The organism is Arthrobacter sp. 9AX, from assembly GCF_902506095.1.
Classification (GTDB): Bacteria; Actinomycetota; Actinomycetes; order Actinomycetales; family Micrococcaceae; genus Arthrobacter.
In genome coordinates, this window is sequence record NZ_LR733293.1 from 2155958 (window position 1) to 2171260 (window position 15303).

Here is a 15303-nt window from a genome sequence, read left to right on the forward strand (position 1 = left end):
CCGTGTGGGGCTGGTTCAAACGAAGGGCCAACGTCTGACGCCCTCAAGGTGACAGGACCGTGCGGGCCTGAAACGGCAGGGAACAACCTGGATTAGTGCGCTGGCCGTGTTGGGCGCATGGCTTGTCGAAGTCATACCGGTGGTCCAGGTGGCCCGCACCCCCGCTTAACCCGAACCTGCTTAAAGCGAGCGGACGACGGCGGGTGCTGCCCGCCGTCGTCCGCTTCCTTTTGCCCAGGCCTCAAAAACTCCGGGGGACTCAGTGCCAGAGGCCGAGGGCGAACTCCGCGATCACCGTGGAGAGCAGGAACGATGCCGTGATCGCGACCAAACCGACCGGGATGATCTTCCAGCCGATGTTCTTCAGCAGCGGGATGTCCTTGCCGAGCGACAGGCCCGCCAGGGTGAGCATCACGGTGGCGATGGACAGGAAGTCAACCGTCTTAACGGCCGCGTTCAACGCTTCGGCCCCGAAGAACCACGGGCTGGAGATGTACGCGCCGATGGTGGTGATAAAGACGATCGCCGAGATCTTCCGGGTGAGCTTCGCCAGCACGATGCTGACCAGGACCAACGCCAGCATGATGGCGTACCCGGCCACGATGGTGAGGCTGAAGCCCTTCGCCGCCACCGACGCGGTGCCGATGCCCAGGACGGTGAGGACGGAGAGGGATAGCCACAGCGGCAGCTTGATGGCCGCGGAGGACTCGGCAACGCGCTCGCGGAACCGGCGGTTTTCCTCTGCTTGGGCGGCCTCGCGGTCGATGTCGGCGGCGGTGCGGGCGGCGGGGGCGCCGGCCGTTACGGCTGCTTCTTCCCGGGCGGTCTGCTTGCGGGTGAGGACCTTGTAGAACCGGTCGGCGAGCGGCAGTGCGATGTAGATGCCCACATAGACGCCCAGCACCGTGGTGATCAGGTTGGACACGGCGGCCATGCCCAGGATCGCTTCCTGATCGGCCGGGTAGGCGGCCACGATGCTGGCTGCCGACGCCGCCATCATGGAGCCGGACCCCACGCCGGCGCCCATGGCCAGGGCCAGCGGATCGAAGATCTTCCAGTTGGACACGAGCGAGGTCAGCAGCGTGATGAACACGGCGCCGAACAGCGTGCCGAACACGTACATGGCCAGCACGCCGCGGTACTGGTCCGAGTCCGGGCCGTACTTCTCGGACACCATGGCGAAGGAGGGCTCGCGGTCCAGTGAGAAGGTGGCACCCACGGTGGCCTTGCCCATCCGCAGCAGCACGGCCAGCGGAAGCGCCAGCACGATGGTGCCAAGCAGGTGACCTACTTCCTGGAGGAGCAGCGCGGGCCCGGCCTTGATCAGGCTGGGCAGGCTGGGACCGATGTTGAACGCCAGCCGGGCCACGAGCAGCAGCACGGCCACGCCCACCAGGGCGGCCGCCACCCGCTGCAGGTCAAGGCCCAGGGGCTTGAACTTCTGGACCGAGACCAGCAGGCCCAGGATCAGGCCCCAGACCATGGGGAAGATGATGATGGCGCCGATTCCCAGGTCGATCTTCGCCTGCCCGATGAACTGGACCGCCAGCGCGATCACCAGTGCCAGCGCGGCAATCGGGATGGTCAGCTTGGTCCCGGCTTTCTCAACCCGGGCTGTTTTGGTGGTGCTCATGATGTGCCTTCCTGCGTGAAAGTACGACGGCGGTACGCAGCGTTGATGAAGCGTTCGCGTTCGGTGGGGGTTGAGGCAGCCCCGGCGGTTGTCCAGGCCAGCGCTGTGGCTGCCTCGAACATCACGCCGTAGGCCGCCGGGGTGTCCGCAAGCGCAGCAAACGCGTGCGAGTGGATGGGTACGTCCGCACCGGGAATGCTCAGCCAGGGGTGCAGCGACGGTATGACCTGGGAGATGTTGCCCATGTCGGTGGAGCCTCCGCTGAGGCCCGAGGAGCGCGACGTGTCCTTACCGAACGCGTCCATCGCGCCGGTCCAGTGCGCTGCGAGGGCGTCGTCCTGCAGCAGCGGTTCGTACAGCGGCTCTGCCTCCTCGATGACCAGCGTTGTTCCGGTGGCCAGCGCGGCGCCTTCGAAGCAGTTCCGGACGCGCTGGTGCAGGGCGTGGTACTCCGGCAGGGTGAACGCCCGGCACTCAAACTGGACCACGGCCTTCTCGGGGATGATGTTGGTGACGTGCCCGGCCTCGGCCACAAAACAGGCGATCCGGTGGTCACTGGGGATTTGCTGCCGGAGCAGGCCGATGGCCACCTGGCTCAGCACCGCGGCGTCGGCGGCGTTGACGCCCTGGTGCGGGGCCGCCGCAGCGTGTGCTGCCTTGCCCGTGAACGTCGCCTTGTACCTGCCGACGGCCTGGGCACTGGTTCCGGCCGGGTTGTAGGTGAGTCCGTCCTGGACCGGGTGGACCATCAGAGCCAGCCCCACGCCGTCGAACGCTCCACGTTCCAGCATCAGCGCCTTGCCGCCGCCGTGCTCCTCGGCCGGGGTGCCGATGGCCTTCAGCGTGATGCCCAGCTCGTCCACGAAGGGGCGGAGGGCGAGGGCGGCTGCCACCGAGGCGCCGGCGATCAGGTTGTGCCCGCAGGCGTGGCCAATGTTTGGCAGCGCGTCGTATTCCACGCAGAGCGCCACCGTCAGGTCGCCGGTCCCGGCGCTCGCGGAGAAAGCGGTGGGAAGGCCTGAGGTGCCGCGTTCCACCTCGAATCCGGCTTCCTCCAGCAGGGCGGCAATCGCTTCTGCCGAACGCACCTCCTCAAAGGAGATCTCCTTGAGTGCGTGGATTTCCTGCGCCAGTGCCTGGACGCGGGGTCTCCAATGGTCGACGCCGTCTGCCAGGGCGCCGCGGAGGGCCGCCAGGGCGGGGGTTGGGTTGGTCAGTTCCATGGGCATCTGCCTTTTCGGGTACGCAGTTGGTGGTGGGTCTGGGCTGAGTGGAACAGGGTTCCAGTAGGACAGTGACTAGTAGGACAGTGCCTAGTAGGACAGGGACGGGAAGGGTGACCCGGCGGCGCGGGTTGGCACCCAGATGGCCTTGGCCTGGGTGTACTCGTCCAGCACGCCCGGGCCGGAGGAGCGGCCGTGGCCGGAATCGCCGAAGCCGCCGAACGGAACCGCAACGTGGATGGTTTTGTACGAGTTGATCCAGAACGTCCCGGCCTTCACCTCGCGGGCAATGTGGTGCGCGCGGGACACGTCTGAGGTCCAGACGGCACCGGCCAGGCCGAAGCTGGTGTTGTTGGCCCGGGCGATGGCGTCGGCTTCGGTGTCGAACGCGTCAGCGCCCACCACCGGTCCGAAGACCTCGGTGGTTTCCAGGCGGTTGGCCGGGGTCACGCCGTCGAGGAGGGTGGGCATCACCCAGTGCCCGCCGGCCAGGGCGGACCCGGCCAGGGACTCCGGCAACGCGGCCCCGGTGACCCTGCGCCCGCCGTCGTTCATTCCTGCCTCGATGAGTGTGGTCACGGTGGCGAACTGCTGGGCGGTGATGATGGGGCCCACCTCGGTGTCAGCGCTAAGGGGATCGCCCACGCGGAGGCGTGCTGCCTTCGCGGCCACCAGTTCCACGAACCGGGCGTGCACACTGCGCTCCACCAGGAGGCGGGACCCGGCGACGCAGGACTGGCCGGCACCGGAGAAGATGGCCGAGATGGCACCGTCGGCAGCACGGTCCAGGTCCGCGTCAGCGAACACGATGTTGGCGCTTTTGCCGCCCAGTTCCAGCAGGGCGGGGATCCCGGCCTGGGCGGCGGCCACGGCGACTCGGCGTCCGGTGGGGACGGAGCCGATGAAGCTGACCTTGCCCACGCGCCTGTCGGTGGTGAGGGCGGCGCCCACGGTCTGTCCCAGCCCTGCGGCCACGTTGAAGACACCGGCGGGCAGCCCGGCTTGGTGCGCGATCTGGGCCAGCCGGACCGAGGACGCCGGGGTGAATTCGCTGGGTTTGATGATCACAGCGTTGCCGGCCGCGAGCGGGGCGGCGGAGTTCCAGCCAGCCGTGAACATCGGTGCGTTCCAGGGAGTGATGGCGACGACGACGCCCCACGGCACCCGCTCGGTGTAGGTGTGCCAGTTGCCGGGGACGGGGATGGTCTGGCCGGTCAGTTTGTCCGCCCAGCCGGCGTAGTAGCCGAACATTTCGGCCACCTTGGCGGCTTCCACCCGGGCGTCACGGATGGGCTTGCCCGTGGTGGCGGATTCGAGGATGGCCAGTTCTTCCGCGTGCTGTTCCACTGCGCGGCTGACGTTGCGGAGGATGGCAGCCCGTTCGAAACCGTTCAGTCCGCCCCAAACCTTCGCACCCGCCGTCGAGCTTTCCAGGATGGCGTGGGCGCCCTCGGCACCGGGATCGGCGTAGGTGGCGAAGGGTTCGCCGGTGGCCGCCGCGGTGAGAGTGATGGACTCGCCGCTGCCGGTAACTACCCTGCCGTCAACGAAGGCGCCGAGGCCGGACGGGAAGGCCGCGTCCAGGACGGTTTTGGCGGTGGCTGCCGACGAGGAAGTTGGTGTTGAGGTGATGCTCAATGTGGTGGTCCTTTGGGGCTGGGGAGCTGGATGTCTGAAGCTCTCAGTGCTTTGCTGAGGTGACGGCGGTGGTGGCGCCTGCGCTCGGTGCTGTTGTGTCCGGGGTGCCAGGCGCGGCGCCGGCGGGGGTGATGGCGGGGGCCACGGTACGGGCGATTTCGGTGAAGTCCGCCTTCGGGCCGAGGGCGGCGAGGGCGTCCTGCCACTGGCCGGCGACGGCGGCCAGGAGCGAAGGGTTCTCACCGATCTGGTGGGCGACTTCCACGGCGAGTGCGGCGTCGCGGGCCATCAGGCCCAGGGAGAAGCCGGAATCGTGGGTGCCGCTGAGCACCCAGTTGGGGTACATGGCGGCGGAGACTTTGCTGCCGCCGGACGCGTTGCTGATGCTGGCCGCCGCTCTGGCGGGGTCGATGCCGTAGGCCTTGGCCACGCCCAGCGCCTCGCCCACCGAGACCAGGTTGGCCGCCGCGAGGACGTTGTTGAGGAGCTTGACCACGTTGCCGCTGCCCGGGCCGCCGATGTGGCTGTACTTTCCGCCGGTCAGTGCGAGCAGGACGGGCCCGGCCGCGGCGAGGGCTTCGTCCGTGGCGCCAACGAAGGCGCTCAGTGAACCGGTTGCGGCGCCGTCGCGGCCGCCCGAGACCGGCGCGTCCACGAAGGCCGCGCCCTGCGCCTGGGCAAGTTCCGCCATGTTCTTGCTGGTGCCCGGTTCGGACGTGGTGGTGTCGATGATGGCGACGGTTCCCGGCGCTTCGAGGAGTTGGGGCACGGTGGTTTCCACCATGCCGGCGGCGGGCAGGGAGAGGACGGCATAGGGTGTGCCGGCGACGTCCGCGAGGTCCGCGGTGGTGGTGATGCCGGCTTCCTCTGCGGCGGCCCTTGCCGCGTCGAAGGGGTCGAAGCCGGTGACCTCCCAGCCCGCTTTGTGCAGGGTTGCGGCCATGGCTCCGCCCATGGCGCCGAGGCCGATGACGGCTATGCGGCGGTCGATTTGGTCATTCATGGAAGTGCTCCTGGGGTTGGTACGCAGAGGGGTGCTTGGGGGGTGACAGCGTCAGTCGAGGTAGATGTCGAGGTCTTTCCACAGCTGCTGGGTGCGGCGGATGGCGGCCCGGCTCCGCTCAGCGTGGGCTGCCTCCATGCCGGCGAGCAGGCCGTAGACCAGGGAGTTTGCGGCGGTGACGGACTGGAAGAAGGAGATGCCTTCCGAGGCCACCACCAGCAGGTGGTCGGCGGCGGCGGCCAGGCGGCCGCGGCGCATGTCGCTGATGGCGATGACTGTGGCCCCTGCGGCCTTGGCGGCTTCGGCTGCCACGATGACCTGCCGGACGGACCGCCACATATTGATGACCACCAGCACGTCGCCCGGGCCCAGCGTATTGGTGCTGGAAGCGAGGTGGACGCCGCCCCGGTTTTCAAGGCTGATGGGGTACCCCATGGTGGAGCCGAGGTGGGCCATCACGCTGGCGGGCCCGGCGAAGGAGCCAATCCCGACGACGGTGATGGACGTAGCGGCTGCCATCGCCGCGATGGCGGCCTCGGCGTCGTCCGCGGTATTGGAGTCGAGCGTCAGGCGGAGGTTTTCGATGTCGTGGTTCAGGGCGTCGTGGAGCGGGCTGCGGTGTTCGCCGTGCTCCGTGAGGGTGTCTTCGGTGGAGATCATCACGAGGTAGCGGGAGCGGAGTTCGCGCTGCAGGTCCGGCCAGCCGCTGTAGCCCAGGTGCTGGGCGGCGCGGACCACAGTGGAGTTGTTGACGTCGGCGCGCTGGGCGATTTCGGCGATGTCCGCGTAGGAAGAAAGCTGCGGATTGCGGGCGATGACGTCCACCACGCGGCTTTGTGCCTTGGTGAGGGGAACGTCCGGGATCGCGTCGCCGAGCCAGGCCCGGGAACTGTTGGCGGCGCCGTTGATGCCGGGTGTTTGAGGCGCGGCGGCTTCCAGTTCTGGGGCGTTCGTGTTCAAGGGGGACCTGTTCTGTAACGCAGATCACTCTGCAAGGCTGATTGCATTAAAACTACTCTGCAATTTGCCTTGCGGCCAGCCGTTTCTGTTACCGGGAGGTAAATCCTCATTGTGGTACTGCGCCGCCAGCGGGACGATTGCAGTATGGACGCTGAATCTCCCAAGTCCGGGGAGCTGAACCTGCCCCAGGCATTCCTCCTTCTCGCAACCAACGACACCAACGGCGAGCCTGAAGTGGCCCAGCCCGTTCTCCAGGCCGGCGTGGCCGGGGCAATCCTGGCGGAACTGCACCTGCTGGGCGCGATCGAACTGCAGGGCAATAAACACGTCCGGGCCACCGACACCGCAGCCGGGTCCGATTTCGATCCGCAGTTGGAGCTCATCCGGCATAAGTCCCGGCCGCACACTCCCCACCGCTGGGTGTCCATGCTGGAGAGCCGTGAAGAAGTGCGGCGGATCTACGAGGGTATGGCGGTGCGGGGAATTGTGAAGCACGTGGGCGAAAAGCGCCTTGGCCTGTTCAGGATCACGAGGTACCCGGAGCAGGACCATGCCCCGAAGGCGGCGCTGCTCAAGGAAACCGAGGCCGGGTTGGGCAGCGGAACGCCCAACGCCAGGACCACGGCCTTGATCGGATTGCTGCACGTGACGGGGTTACTGGAGAAGCTGTTTCCCGATGCTGATCGCCACCGGGCAAGGGAACTGGCCAACAGCCATTGGCCCTCGCACGCCGTGGCCGAGGAAATCCGCATGATCACGCTGGCGGAGGCCGAAGCCGCAACCTAGCGGCTGAAGAGTGTGCTGCGGGCCTGGGTGACGGCGGCGCAGGTGATGCGCACTTAACGAAAGCGGACGACGGCGGGAGATCCCGTCGTCGTCCGCTTCCTTCTCCCGAAAGGGGGGTCAGTCGTCGTAGGTGTTGGCGATGTAGACGTCGCAGGGGGCGTTGTGTGCCACGCTGTTGGCGACGCTGCCCAGGAGCCGGCCGATGCCGCGCATCCTGCGGTTGCCCACCACAATCACCCGCGCGTCCAGGCGGATGGCTTCCTTGATCAGGGCATCAGCCGGCTTGCCCCGGGCGGCCGAGTAGGTAATGGGCACCTGCCCTGACTTGGACAGGGAGTCCGCAACTATCTCGGCGGCGTCGGCGTTCGAGATCCGCACCCTGTCCGAACCGACACCGAACGTCTCGGCGCTCTCGGTCTCGAAGGCGGTCACCACGTGCAGTGCAGCTCCCAGCGACGCCGCCAGGTCCCGTGCGGCCTCGGCGGCTTTCCTGGCCGACTCGCTGCCGTCAACACCTACAACTACTACGTCACTCATGTGTTGCTCCTTTACTGGTATCCGTCATTTGGCGTTCATGTGCCAGTCTAGAGAACCTGTGCCTGCAAACCCCATGTCATTTTGCGGATGGCCTCGCTTTGGAGCCCGCTGAGGGCGGCGAGTTCGAAGTCGTCCATCACGCCAAGCCTGCGGGCGGAGGCCAGGAGGTTCAACCGCCGTTCCTCAAGGGCAGCCCTGGATTCCTCCAGTTCAGCGAGCTCGGACTTCAGCCCGGCAATAACGGCGAGCTGCTGCTCAGCCGGCTGGCCGGACGGGAGCAGATCGTCAAACGTCAGGCCGATGGTGCGGATGGTCCAGCGCGAAACCCCGGCAGCCTGGGCCAGCCGGGTGACCTTCATTCCGTCACGGAGCGCCTGCGCGATGTGCTGGTTCAGCCGTGCGGACAGCGGGCGGCTACTGCTCGAATTGAAGGCAAGCCGCTGCCGGTTCGCTTTCAGCAGCTTCCGGATCTTTTCCGCCTGGATGCCCGCCTTGTCGGGCTTGGGTGCGCCGCGGTAGCGGTAGTAGCCGGCGTCGGTCTGGTGCGTAACGGCCAAGATCACTCCTCGGTTGGATACTGCCGGATGGGCCACCTATGAGGCTAGGCAGCAGGGCACGGCGCGCGGAAATACCAATTGTGAGTGGAGCCATAACCGGAAACTGTGGGCCTGCCAGCCATAAGGGACGCTTATCCGTCCACGCACTATTGGTCTTATCCATACCCGCCGGACTTCCCTAGGGTCGAAGGAAACCAGTACCGCTCGCTGCTGACTCCCTAGGAAGAGACCATGTCTGAATTTGTACCTGCATCGCGGGTGTCCCGCATCAAGTCTTCCGCCAGCGTGGCCGCCGCGGCCCGTGTGCGTGAGCTTAAGGTCGAAGGACGCCGCATCCTCGACCTCACCGTCGGAGAGCCGGACTTCGACACCCCGGAGCACATCAAGGCCGCAGCCGTCGAGGCCATCAACCGCGGCGAAACGAAGTACACGTCCGTCACCGGCACCCCCGCCCTGCAGAAGGCCATCCTCCAGACCGTCGAACAGCGCACCGGCCTCCGGTACACCCCGGCCGAGATCACCATCGGTGGCGGCGCCAAGCAGGTCATTTACACCGCTTTCATGGCCACCCTCGACGACGGCGACGAAGTGATCGTTCCCGCCCCCTTCTGGGTCTCCTACCCGGACATGGTGCTGGCCAATGACGGCACACCCGTGGTGGTCTCCTGCGGCGAGGACGTGGGGTTCAAGCTCACGCCCGAGGCACTGGCATCTGCCCTGACGGAGCGCACCAAGTGGGTCATCCTCAACGCACCGTCCAACCCCACCGGCGCCGTCTACTCACCGGCGGAACTCCGGGCGCTCGCCGACGTCCTGGCAGGCTTCCCGCACGTCTACATCCTCACCGACGAAATCTACGACCAGATCTACTTCGGCGACGGCAAGCTCACCAGCCTGGTGGCGGTGGCCCCTGAACTGAAGGACCGGATCCTCGCCGTCAACGGCGTGTCCAAGGCCTACGCCATGACCGGGTGGCGGCTTGGATACGCGGCCGGACCAGGGCCGGTGATTGCCGCCATCAACAAGCTGCAGTCCCAGATCTCGTCCTGCCCTTCCTCCGTGAGCCAGGCTGCCACCGTTGCCGCCCTCACCGGCGACCAGAGCTTCGTCAGCGAGAGCCTCGAGGTGTACCGCAAGAGGCGGGACGTGGCAGTGGCAGCCTTCAACGCCGTCGAAGGTTTGTCATGCACGACGCCGGAAGGCGCCTTCTACGCGTACGTCAATTGTGCGGGGGTCATCGGCAAGACAGCTCCGGACGGATCGGTCATCCGCGACGACCAGGACTTCACCCTCTACCTGCTTGAGGCCGCCTCCGTGGCCGTCATCCAGGGATCGGCCTATGGCCTGGGGCCGTACTTCCGCATCTCCTACGCCACCAGCCTGGACATCATCGAAGAATCCATCGCTGCCATAGACAAGGCCGTCCAGGCCCTCAACTGATCCAACCCACCGAAGGAAAAACGCCGTGATCCACGTCAAAACCAACATCGAACGTCCAAGCGCGGACGCCGTCAGCCGGCTCGCAAAGTTCTCGTCGGCCACCATCCACGAGGCACAGGGACGCAAGGGTGCCCTCAGCTCCAAGATCAAGCCCATCGACAGGGCCATGTCCTTCTGCGGCCCGGCCACCACCGTCCGTTGTGCGCCCCGGGACAACCTCATGCTGCAGGTGGCCATCCACTACGCACAGCCTGGTGACGTCATCCTGGCCGCGGCGGGGGAGTACGAGGAAGCCGGAACCTTCGGCGACGTCCTCGGCAATGCCATGGCAGCCAAGGGCCTCGCCGGCCTGGTGACGGACTCCGGCGTCCGCGACACCCAAGACCTGATTGAGCTGGGCCTGCCCGTGTTCTCCGGCAGCGTCTCCATCAAGGGCACCGTCAAGGAAACCATCGGCCCCATCAACCACCCCGTGGTGTTCGGCGACGAAATCATCTACCCCGGCGACGTCCTCCGCGGCGACGCGGATGGTGTTGTGGTGGTCCGTAAAAACGAGATCGAGGAAGTCATCCGTCTCTCGCAGGAACGTGACGACGCCGAGCGCGAGCTCATCGGCCTGTACAAGGCCGGCGGCACCACCATCGACCTGTGCAACCTGACCGACGTCCTGAAGGCCAAGGGCCTGTTGGTCGAGCAGGCCTAGCAGCACCAGGCAGTACAGCGCCGGAACAAAGCCAATACTGCACCAATACTGTACCAGTGCAGCCGCCGCAGGCATCATCCTGCGGCGGCTTTGCTGCATGCCTGAGCTTGAACCCGGACCGGGGGACCCGGTGGACGAGCTGGGAGAAACCCGAAACACCGGACCCGGAACCCGGAACCCGGAACCCGATGCCAAGTGGCGAGCTGGTCGAAAGCCGAAAGCCGAAAGCCGAAAGCCGAAAGCCGAAAGCCGAAACCCGAAACCCGAAACCCGAAACCCGAAACCCGAAACCCGAAACCCGATGCCAAGTGGCGAGCTGGTCGAAACCCGGAACCGGGAACCCAACCCGGCGGGTGGGCATGCCGCCGGGCGCAGCAGCGCGGCTGGGTCAGGCGGGCGGGGCATGCAGGAACCGCTCGAGTCCTTCTTCTCCGGGGGAGAGGCCGGCGTAGATAAAGTCCGGAGGGCCGCCGGTGGGGAGGAGGCTGGGTGGCCAGTGTGGTGGTTCCCAGTCGTGGTGTTCGGCTTTGTAGTGCCGTCCGGTGGGTGAGGTCCAGGCGGGTGGTTGATTGTGGCTGGCGGGTGTGGGTTTCCAGCTGGTGGCGTGTTTGAGGTGGTGGTGCTTGGGGCAGAGCTGTCCAAGGTTGCTGATTCCGGTGGTTCCGCCGTGGTGCCAGGGGTGAAGATGGTCGGCTTCGTTGTCCAGGGATGGGTTGTTGCAGCCGGGGAAGGTGCATTTTCCGTCCCGGAGCTGCAGCGCCTTTTTCATGGCTTTGGTGAGGCGGTAGCTGGTGCGGCCGATTTCCAGCGGCGCCCCATCCCGCGGGTCCACGAGCACCCGGTAGAACGAGCCAGCCCCGTTGCCGACGAGGTCCCTGGCCATCGAGGGTGGGATGGGTCCGTACCCGTCCAGCAGCGCCGGTTCATCTGTCAGGCCCAGCAGGGCGAATATTGGGACGGTGACAAGCACGTCGGCTTTGGGTGGAGGTACCTTTCCAAGGTCTGCAGCGCTATCCCCGTCGCGGGCGGTGCCCGCACCGGGGGCGGTGAGCAGCAGGCCGGTGGCAATGTCGGCCCGTAGTTGTGTGAGCGTGCGTGGTTCGTCGGGGCCCTGGAGTCCGCGGGCGAGGGCCGTGACACGGTTCCAGATCGCGCAGGCGGTGTCACCGGGAAGGTACAGCGAGAGCCAGGCCATGCCGTCCTGGTCCGGCTGGTATTCCACCCGACGCTCCGCGACTCCCTTGGCGTGGCGTTTTTCAATGGATTCGGCGTGGTGACGTTCCCGCCAGGTCCGGGCTTTGGCCTTGAACCGGTATGCCGGCATCTCCCCGACCGCTGCTGCCGTGGCCGGTCTTGGTACGTCCGGGTCCAGGAAGTGCGCTTCGAGGGCCGCCGCCCCGGAGGGGTCGAGGGTGGCGGTCTCGTCGACCATGACCAAGGCGTGCTGCCACGAGATGGTCCCGGCTTCGAGGGCAGCCAGCGTCCGGGGCAGGGAGATGGTCAGGGCGTGGGACTGGGCCAGCAGCGCGCCGGCGGCCCGGCCGCTCAGGGACAGGAGGGCTCCGATCTCCGCCGCGATCGCCATTTCCAGTCCCTGCACAGGTGCCTCCGGAGGCGCCGCCACCCGGGCCCTGTCGGCGTACGTCCCTACGGCGTTGACCACTACTGCCGACACCCGGGCCTGGACCCCGGCCGCGCCGGTGAGGATCTCCAGGCACCCATCCGCCAACCCGGCCAACGGATCAGCAGCAGAGAACGGCTCCAGACCAGCACCCGTCGCCTCGGCAGTGAGCACAGCAAGGGCGGCATTGATGTCCTCAATCGCCTTCGCCACCGCCGCTTTCCCCATAAACCCATCATGACAAGGGGGTACGACATTTTGGCTGCAGGTTTCGGTCCGCGCTGGGGTTTCGACAAGCTGAACCACCAGAGGGGGCTGGCAACCACCAGAGGCGGCCGGCTCAACCACCGGGGGTCGACGGCTCAACCACCAGATGGGGCTGGCGGCTGGCTCAACCACCGGGCGGGGTTTCGACAGGTTCAACCACCGGGCAGGGTCTTGACGGGCTAACCCCCTGATGGGATCGCCCCTTTCAAGTGCTGCTACCGCGCCGGCAGCATGTGGGTCGGGGGGCCCACCACGGCGTCTTCGAGGAGCCAAACCGTGGATCCGCTCCTGCCCGCCGGCATGATGCTGCCTTCGAAGACAAAGACGGGGTCCATCGAACGGTCCTCCGGACGCCAGAAACCGTTCGCGGGGCAGTGGAACCCAGTTTTTGCCATTAAGCCCAGGCCTCGGCCTGATATTTTCCGGAGGGTGTTGATCTTTTTCACAACGTGCTCCCAATCAATCCTTGAAAGAATGTATCGGCCGTAAATTCCGGCCATGAATTCAGTTTAGGATCAGGGGTGCCCGGGCGCTAAGACGAATGATGCGTGCCCCAATAAGAGGATGGTATGGCCGCGCTACCGGGCGTATTTTGTGCTGAGCATTTCCTGAAGCATTTCCTTCAGTACCAGGAGAACTGCGGACGCGGCCTCGGAAAGCGGATCGTGGTCCGGCGTGCACAGCGCGATCTTGCACTGCAGCGCAGGATCCATAATCCGAAGCACATGGAAGTCCTCTTCGTGGAACAGCGCATCCGCCGCTGACTTCGGCATGATGGTGGCGCCCAGGTCTGCCCGCAGCAACCGGGCCAGGGACGGAACTGACTCCACTTCACCCACCAGCTGGACCTTGAGTCCTTTGCTGGTGAAGCCAGCCTCCACCGTCTGCCGGAGGGTGTGGATCTGCTCGGGAAGGAACAATCCGTGGCGGGCCACCTCCTCAAGGGAGATCTCACCGTTTTCGTGCTTGACGTCGACTCGGTTGGCGTTCACCACGAAGTGCAGGTCTTCCACGATCATGGTGGTAAACAGCACGCCGCGGATGGGCCCGGGCTCGTAGATGAGGGCCATGTCCAGCCGGCCGTTCTTGATGGCTTCGCTGAGTACGCCGCCATAGATTTCAGTGACGTGCAGCGTGATATCGGGATACCGGCTGGCCACTTCGCTGATGATGCGGGGCGTCAGGCTGGACGCCATGCTGTAGGGCGCAATGGCAATGGAAACCCGGCCGGACGGTGCGGCCCCGGACCGGGCCACATCCACCCGGGCCTGGTCAACGAGGCGCAGGATGGACTGGGCATGCCGGTAGAGGGTGTGCCCGGCGGCAGTGGGCTTCACGCCCTGCTTGCTGCGGATCAAGAGCCGCTGTTTCAGCTCCGTCTCCAGTGCCGAAACCTGCTGGCTGAGGGCCGGTTGAGCCACGTGCAATGCTGCCGCGGCCTTGGTAATGCTCCCCGAGTCCACAATCTGCACAAAGTACGCAAGCTTCCGCGTATCCATGCCGCCTTCTCTCTCTGCGGCGTCCTGAACCCAGAAAGGTCATAACCGGATGCTATGGAGGGATACGCAACTGGTCTTTGTGTGATCCACATCTCTGACACTAGGTTGAACCCAGAACGCTATTTCACTAGCAGTACATTCTAACCCCCTGGGCAGGCATGCAATTCCACGATGACGTCAGATACATTTTGCATAAAGGTGGGGTTTACCGAAATGGACGTTTTCCTTTACATTTCCGAAATATGCCCTCCATAAATTCGGAGCATCCAGGATCCGCCACCTAAACCGGGTTCTTCTTTAGAAAGAGATGGTAAATGCGAGCAACAATCAAAGGCAAAATGGCAGCAATGGCCGCGCTTTCGGCCGCCGTGCTGGCACTCTCCGCTTGCGGGGGCGGCAACGAGGCCGCCAGCAGCGGCAGCTCCACATCGGGTGAAGTGAACCTGATTGCCTACTCCGGCGTGTGGCAGGACCAGTACACCGCTGCCGTCATTGAACCCTTCAAGGCGAAGTACCCGGACATCAAGATCAACTTCTCCTCGAAGCGCTCCTCTGCGGAGATGCTCAGCGCCCTCCAGGGGCAGAAAAGCAACCCGGCCACGGACGTAGCCATCATGGACAATTCCGTATCCACTACCGGCAACAAGCAGGGACTCTTCGAGAAAGTGGACGAGGCTGCAGTCCCCAACCTGGCCAACGTGCCCGAGAAGTTCCGGGACAAGGGCGGCTTCGGGCCTGTAGCGATGGTGGACGCCGTCGGCCTGCTCTACGACACGGCCGCGTTCCCCAAGGCGCCGGAGAGCTGGGATGTTCTCTGGGACCCGGCCTATGCCGGAAAGATCAACGTCAACGCGCCGCCGTCCCTGCTGGGACTTTCACTCACGGCCATCACGGCCAAGATGGAGGGCGAGGACTACACCAAGGGCACCGACAAGGCAGTTGCAAAGCTCAAGGAGATGGCGCCCGGCGTGCAGACGTTCGCCCCTAACCCGGACGAGTACCAGAACGTGATCACGGGCCAGACGGTCCTCGGGCTTGGCCAGAACGCCCGCGGCCAGTTCTACAGCGACCAGAGCAACAAGAAGATGGGTGTGACGTTCCCCAAGGAGGGAACTGTCTACCAGATCAACACGGTCAACCTGGTCAAGGATGCACCGCACTCCGCGGCCGCCAAGACGTTCATCAACTACGCCCTGTCTCCCGAAGCGCAGAGTGCGTTCGCCAAGGCACTCTTCTACGCCCCGTCCGTTACGAACGCCGACCTGCCTGCCGATGTAAAGGACCGTGTGGTGCCCACCGACGGTTCGCTGAACATCATCCCCCTCGACGTCGACTTCCTCTCCTCGGCCCGCGACAAGTGGACCGACACCTGGAAGCGCGAAATCATCACCAAATAGCCGCCCCGCCGGCGCCCCTTCCTCCCTTCGCATCTGGAG

At 65.6% G+C, this 15303-nt stretch carries 13 protein-coding genes; 4 read left to right on the forward strand and 9 right to left on the reverse strand.

What is annotated here, in order from left to right:
- Positions 1 to 259 precede the first annotated feature (259 nt).
- The 5 genes from BACI348_RS09860 to BACI348_RS09880 all read right to left on the reverse strand — a co-directional run bounded on the left by BACI348_RS09860 (position 260) and on the right by BACI348_RS09880 (position 6457).
- Complete coding sequence (locus BACI348_RS09860; RefSeq protein WP_159825355.1) at positions 260 to 1633, reverse strand: DUF3100 domain-containing protein; 1374 nt, start codon at positions 1631 to 1633, stop codon at positions 260 to 262.
- Positions 1630 to 2856 (reverse strand): amidohydrolase, encoded by a 1227-nt coding sequence (locus BACI348_RS09865; RefSeq protein ID WP_159825356.1) that lies wholly within the window; start codon positions 2854 to 2856, stop codon positions 1630 to 1632. The genes BACI348_RS09860 and BACI348_RS09865 overlap by 4 nt, the downstream gene beginning before the upstream one ends.
- 90 nt (positions 2857 to 2946) lie before the next feature.
- Entirely contained in the window at positions 2947 to 4494 is a 1548-nt protein-coding gene (locus tag BACI348_RS09870) for an aldehyde dehydrogenase family protein (protein ID WP_159825358.1), read from the reverse strand.
- Positions 4495 to 4537: 43 nt separating this feature from the next.
- Entirely contained in the window at positions 4538 to 5497 is a 960-nt protein-coding gene (locus tag BACI348_RS09875) for an NAD(P)-dependent oxidoreductase (protein ID WP_159825360.1), read from the reverse strand.
- Positions 5498 to 5548: 51 nt separating this feature from the next.
- Positions 5549 to 6457 (reverse strand): MurR/RpiR family transcriptional regulator, encoded by a 909-nt coding sequence (locus tag BACI348_RS09880; RefSeq protein WP_442858496.1) that lies wholly within the window; start codon positions 6455 to 6457, stop codon positions 5549 to 5551.
- Positions 6458 to 6601: 144 nt separating this feature from the next.
- Here BACI348_RS09880 and BACI348_RS09885 point away from each other — a divergent pair, with 144 nt between their 5' ends.
- Positions 6602 to 7243 carry a GOLPH3/VPS74 family protein gene (locus BACI348_RS09885; protein ID WP_159825362.1) on the forward strand — a complete coding sequence of 214 codons (642 nt, stop codon included), beginning with the start codon at positions 6602 to 6604 and terminating at the stop codon, positions 7241 to 7243.
- Between the two features lie 117 nt (positions 7244 to 7360).
- Here the strand turns inward: BACI348_RS09885 and BACI348_RS09890 are convergent, their stop codons facing one another.
- Together BACI348_RS09890 and BACI348_RS09895 are read right to left on the reverse strand one after the other, a co-directional pair.
- Entirely contained in the window at positions 7361 to 7780 is a 420-nt protein-coding gene (locus BACI348_RS09890) for a universal stress protein (protein ID WP_159825364.1), read from the reverse strand.
- Between the two features lie 47 nt (positions 7781 to 7827).
- Complete coding sequence (locus tag BACI348_RS09895) at positions 7828 to 8337, reverse strand: hypothetical protein (RefSeq protein WP_159825366.1); 510 nt, start codon at positions 8335 to 8337, stop codon at positions 7828 to 7830.
- A 231-nt stretch (positions 8338 to 8568) separates the two neighbouring features.
- Between BACI348_RS09895 and BACI348_RS09900 the strand changes: the two genes are divergently transcribed.
- Complete coding sequence (locus BACI348_RS09900; protein ID WP_159825368.1) at positions 8569 to 9777, forward strand: aspartate transaminase; 1209 nt, start codon at positions 8569 to 8571, stop codon at positions 9775 to 9777.
- A 25-nt stretch (positions 9778 to 9802) separates the two neighbouring features.
- The gene (locus BACI348_RS09905; protein WP_159825370.1) at positions 9803 to 10480 is read left to right on the forward strand and encodes a 4-carboxy-4-hydroxy-2-oxoadipate aldolase/oxaloacetate decarboxylase; all 678 of its coding nucleotides are present in this window, start codon (positions 9803 to 9805) and stop codon (positions 10478 to 10480) included.
- A 388-nt stretch (positions 10481 to 10868) separates the two neighbouring features.
- On the opposite strand, the gene BACI348_RS09910 is transcribed toward BACI348_RS09905, so the two are convergent.
- Entirely contained in the window at positions 10869 to 12329 is a 1461-nt protein-coding gene (locus tag BACI348_RS09910) for an HNH endonuclease signature motif containing protein (RefSeq protein ID WP_159825372.1), read from the reverse strand.
- 617 nt (positions 12330 to 12946) lie between these two features.
- Positions 12947 to 13867, reverse strand: a complete 921-nt coding sequence (locus BACI348_RS09920; protein ID WP_159825376.1) for a LysR substrate-binding domain-containing protein — start codon at positions 13865 to 13867, stop codon at positions 12947 to 12949.
- A 314-nt stretch (positions 13868 to 14181) separates the two neighbouring features.
- Between BACI348_RS09920 and BACI348_RS09925 the strand changes: the two genes are divergently transcribed.
- On the forward strand, positions 14182 to 15264 hold the full coding sequence (locus BACI348_RS09925; RefSeq protein WP_159825378.1) for an ABC transporter substrate-binding protein: 1083 nt from the start codon (positions 14182 to 14184) through the stop codon (positions 15262 to 15264).
- Positions 15265 to 15303 lie beyond the last annotated feature (39 nt).